This window comes from Pseudochelatococcus sp. B33, assembly GCF_053570585.1.
In genome coordinates, this window is sequence record NZ_JBSEFH010000063.1 from 1 (window position 1) to 3,441 (window position 3,441).

General features: G+C 62.3%; 4 protein-coding genes. All 4 read right to left on the bottom strand.

The features are described from left to right. Positions 1-16 precede the first annotated feature (16 nt). Positions 17-712, bottom strand: coding sequence for a deoxynucleotide monophosphate kinase family protein (locus ACUSIJ_RS29455; protein ID WP_449311971.1), 696 nt, complete (start codon positions 710-712; stop codon positions 17-19). A gap of 771 nt (positions 713-1,483) precedes the next feature. Then, a complete protein-coding gene (locus ACUSIJ_RS29460) occupies positions 1,484-2,869 on the bottom strand; it encodes a metallophosphoesterase (RefSeq protein WP_449311972.1) in 1,386 nt (461 codons plus the stop codon). Between the two features lies 1 nt (position 2,870). After that, entirely contained in the window at positions 2,871-3,125 is a 255-nt protein-coding gene (locus ACUSIJ_RS29465; protein WP_449311973.1) for a hypothetical protein, read from the bottom strand. Continuing rightward, a partial coding sequence (locus ACUSIJ_RS29470; protein ID WP_449311974.1) for a hypothetical protein occupies positions 3,122-3,441 on the bottom strand: 320 nt, incomplete at its 5' end. The genes ACUSIJ_RS29470 and ACUSIJ_RS29465, both read right to left, overlap by 4 nt.

The window sequence follows — 3,441 nt, forward strand, 5'->3', positions numbered from 1 at the left end:
TCATTGAATAATTTAGTCATTTCCTCATCCTCGACCAAAATACAGCACAGAACATTGCGGGCACAAACGGACTCGATTTCGGAGCGTCGGCGCAGAAAGTCCCAAGGAATCCCCAAGGATATGTTCGTGAGGCGTTCCCCTGCCATCTCGGTGCCCCCCTCATCCCAGCCAGTCTGCCTCCCCCTCCATGCGCCTGATCTGCATATCGAGGTACTGGCGGCGCGATCCGGTCAATCTCGTGATAGAGCTGGGCGAGCGGCCCGCCGTTGGCGATGACGTGGTCAGCGTCGAAATCCATCCGCTCAGACACGTGCGCACCAGCCTCCAGCCCCGGCCGTTCTATCCTCACGACGATGCCGCCATAGGCGCGTACAGCGGCGGCCTCATCCCCGAATCGGACATCGTCGACCACGACATTGCCTTTGGGCAACGTGGCGTGCCACCGCTCGATCCAGAGCCTGGGACATATCGTGTTGCGGCCCCACTCCGTGCCGAGGGTCTGCATGGCGTAGCGTGGCGTGCGGCCGCCGAGCAGTTCGCAGGGCACCTCCTTGAGCGGACCATCGGTGTGCGTTTCGTCCAGGCCAAGGCTGTGGAGCATGGCCTTGAGCGGCCCTGCCATTGGATGGCGGGTGAATCCATGCACGTCGATGAGCCTGTGTGCGGCAGTCGTTTTCCCGCTGCCCGCGAGCCCAGTCAGACCGATGATCATGCTGCCGCCCTCCATCCAGCGGGCACGCGGACGCGCGGCAGCTCGGGCGTTGCGGGGTCTTCGAGCTGCACCTCAAGGCGCTCGCGCAGGCCCCAGAAGTTCGACATTTTGCGCTCCTCATGATACAAAATGCGAACGCGCCACCGGGCTGCAACCCGATGACGCGCTCTGACCAAGCCCGAACATAGGAGGTTCGAGTGGCTGACGAAGTTTTATGTTCCATCCCCGATTGCGGCAAGCTCGCCCATAGACGTGGCTGGTGCGGGTCCCACTACAAGCGTTGGCGGCGGCACGGAGACCCTCTGGCCGGGTCGCCATTTCGAGGCATTCATGTCCCTTGGATCGAGCAACACACAACTTACGACCGTGACGAGCGCCTGCTCTGGCCATTCAACAAAGCATCGTCCGGCAGAGGGATGGTGTCCTATGAAGGCTCACACCGCCGCCCCTTCCAGGTTATGTGTGAACTCGTCAACGGCCCTCCACCTGATGACAGGCCGCAGTGCGCGCACTCATGCGGAAATGGACATCTCGGGTGTCTGAACCCGCGTCACCTGCGATGGGCCTCACAGGCAGAAAACGAGGCCGACAAGGTCGCTCACGGGACGAGCAATCACGGCGAACGCAACGGCATGTCCAAATTGTCGCAGGCAGACATCCTGACGATTTTCAATAGTCGGGGGAAAGTGAAGTCTCGCATCTTAGCGGAACGCTATGGCGTTTCGGGTTCTAGCATCAGCCACATTTGGACGGGGGCTAGATGGAGTTGGCTCACGCAGCCGATGCCTTCACCCTGACCACTGGCTTTCCAGTGGAATTCGCGTCAATCGCCGGAGGCTCATACAGCGAGCCCTCGGATGGCATGCCAAGGAAAAGCTCGTGCCATGCGATGACGCCGAGGGCTCGTTCGACGACAAGCATATTCTGCGAAGCCGGCGACGGATCGGCTTTCAGTGAGCGGGCAGCAAACGCGTTGAAGCCGACCACAGAGCCATTCCCGAACCCGAACGGGATTTTCACCGGGGAATGATCGTGCCCCTGTAGCACAAAATGGAAGCCCCTGCCCCGCCTGCCATAGGTCTGATGCGTCCGGTACATGCCACGGACCTGCTTGTAGACCGGGCCGTAGAGCCCGCCAGTGCCGCCTGTGCCCTCGTGCCCATGCTGGAGCAGGAACCACCAGCCGTAGATGTTGAACAGCGCCTCGCCGGACCCGGTGTAGAAGAACCGTATCCAGTCCTGTGGCCCGACGATCTTTTCGACGGACCACGACACCATCACGTCCCAGTTGTCGATGTTGCCCTCGTTGGAGTGCGGCTTTGCAACCAAGCGCCCATGATTTCCGGGTGACGTGTATACCCTGATCGGCACACCTACGTGCTCATGGAGATAGATGAGCCCGCCAGCCACGACCTCGGCGATCAGCTTGGCGCTCTCGACCACTGGCATGGCCCCGCCGCGCCGGCTTTCCTCGCGCAGGTTGTTATCGATCATATCGCCGCCGAGACAGACGATGATCTCCTCCGGCGCGTCCCCCGCCCAGTGCTCCGTCATCAGGGATGCCGCTGTACGGAAAAGCCGCTGCATGCGCGCCCGGCAAATGTCGCCATTGTAGGAGTTGAGGCCGTCCATTTCGTAGAGGTCGACAGCCTCACCGGCGTGCACGTCGGATATGTGCAGGATGACAGAGCGGTTCCCGCCTTTACCACTACCGGGTTTTGGCACGATCAGCGCCGGCCCGCCGAGGGACTCTGCAAGACCGAAAATCGACGTGCGAGCATCCTGCAGGCTGATGACCTGGTCAAGCAGCGCCTTTTCGCGCTTTCGGAGAGAAGCCACTTCCTGCTCAAGGCGCCGTTCGCGGACGCGGTCGTCTACTGTCGGCCCGGCCGCCTCCGGCTCCGGTGTCTCTTTTGGTTGATACAGCGCCCAGTCCGGCGACAAGCCGTACCTCCTGTGCCACAGGCCGAGCTTACCCGGTTTGCCGACGCGGAAATGGAACTGTCGCCGGTCGGTGCCGAGCGCAGCCGCTGCTGCGGTCCCGGCCGACCTGACGAGATTTGAGCCGGGCACGACGGTAGGAGGGCTACCAGACAGCAATGCCGCGTTGACGGCGGCAATTTCGCGCTCTGCACGCTCTCTGTTATGGTCAGCCATTTCAAGGCCCTCCCGTGCCGCCGCGGATCGCGTGCCAGATCAGGCCCAGCACGCCCACCGTGAGAATGCCGATTGCGGTAATGAGCCCTTGCCGCTTGACGGCCTCCGTGGATTTCCGCCATTGGCGCAGGTGCATAAAATCCGCCTGCACCTCGAAGGGCTCCTCGACATCAACGCCGAGGCGCACGAGGGTTTCCGTGACCGTATCGGACACGATTTTCTTGATCTTGGCTTCGGTCAATTCCGCCTCAGTCATCGTGAGCTCCCGGCGTATTCGGCCCTCACGGCGCCGTACCATTCTTCCAGCGCAGTGATGCGGCGGTTCGCCGCTCCCCTGCCCGCGCGCTCCCGCGCCGCAACCACCAGCGGATCGTCACCGGCTTTTGGCTGGGGCACCGTTACCGGGATTCCCCAAGAGGGGAATTGGGGCAGATCGCGGCGCACCTCCACCCTCCCCTGCGTCGATCCCGCGCAGGCGGCGAGCGTCATCGTCAGTGACACGGCAAGAGGCACGGTCAGGGCGCGCCGAAAGCTCCGACTCCAGGTCATCGAGATATTCCTGCTGCTTGAGG

What these genes read in the sequence shown, in the direction of transcription:
- ACUSIJ_RS29455 (WP_449311971.1), bottom strand. Translation starts at nt 712, where the DNA reads ATGATCATCGGTCTGACTGGGCTCGCGGGCAGCGGGAAAACGACTGCC.
- ACUSIJ_RS29460 (WP_449311972.1), bottom strand. Translation starts at nt 2,869, where the DNA reads ATGGCTGACCATAACAGAGAGCGTGCAGAGCGCGAAATTGCCGCCGTC.
- ACUSIJ_RS29465 (WP_449311973.1), bottom strand. Translation starts at nt 3,125, where the DNA reads ATGACTGAGGCGGAATTGACCGAAGCCAAGATCAAGAAAATCGTGTCC.